Origin of the sequence: Vibrio sp. SG41-7 (genome assembly GCF_014164465.1) — a bacterium.
Lineage (GTDB): Bacteria > Pseudomonadota > Gammaproteobacteria > Enterobacterales > Vibrionaceae > Vibrio > Vibrio splendidus.
Genome location: NZ_JACJFF010000307.1, coordinates 1 through 965, shown reverse-complemented (window position 1 = coordinate 965; position 965 = coordinate 1). Strand labels below are relative to the sequence as shown.

Sequence of the window (965 nt, the reverse complement as noted above, 5' to 3'; positions counted from 1 at the left end):
GGAAGTTTCAATTTTTAGGTTCTAAATCAAGCCTTAAAGAAAACACTGACCGTAATCTTGGGCCGCATTAAACATATGGCTTAAATGTAAGGCTTTCTTTGTTAAAGGGTCATATTTATGACAAGTAAAACAGCCCCTATCTTCTTTAGGATGCACTAAAGCAAACCATTGAGGGTTTTGGACATAGGTCTCCATTGTACTGTTTGATAATAACTTCGAACCCCCTATTTCATTTTTCCAAGTGGGAGGGATCTCTCCTTTATTCAAATCACTTTCGTTTGAGGCTGTCCAAGATGTACCCACAAGGAAGTAGTTAGACCAAACAGATTTACGTGATTGGTAATAATGTGACATTGCCTCGTTAAGCGCTTTTATATCTTTAGCTACTTCAGTTTTCGTTAAAACACCAACTCCATAGGGTGTTTCTCTACAGACTTGGGTAGGTTTACCAGGGAAGTAAGTATTTGCTTTCTGAAAGGACATTGGGTTGAAAAACGTCCATTTACCTGATTTTTCAAAATTTGATAGGTTAGGAACATCAGCACAATCAGGAGCGTTTTCTTTGTGTTCAAATGTGGTCCAAATGAATTCAGGATGATTCCTTGTTTTTCGCACTACATGAATCCCAACCAAGCCCATTAGAACATTACTCCTTACTACCCCGTCGATCTCAACATCTCTGTGGATAGTGAAAAATTTTTCAGGGTTGTCGTTATTAGAGATTAATTTCCACGAGGTTTTTACTTCAGTGGAGCCTGGGGATATTTCAAACGGTGTTTTCCCCCTATCAATATTGGCGACACATTGGCTATTGTTTAATCCGTGTTTGACGATGTCATCGTAGAATTTTTTATTGACACTTTGTTGATAGAAGACCGGATTGCCTTCTTGATCGTTCAATGGGAAATTAGAGCCGGCTTGAAGGATCTCACTTTGTACTAATCCTTGATCACCTTTATTGTCCC

At 38.8% G+C, this 965-nt stretch carries 1 protein-coding gene; it reads right to left on the bottom strand.

Annotation, left to right across the window (positions count from 1 at the left end; genetic code table 11):
- Positions 1-33: 33 nt before the first annotated feature.
- The coding region (locus tag H5300_RS26835) for a hypothetical protein (protein WP_182797368.1) at positions 34-965 on the bottom strand (932 nt) is incomplete at its 5' end.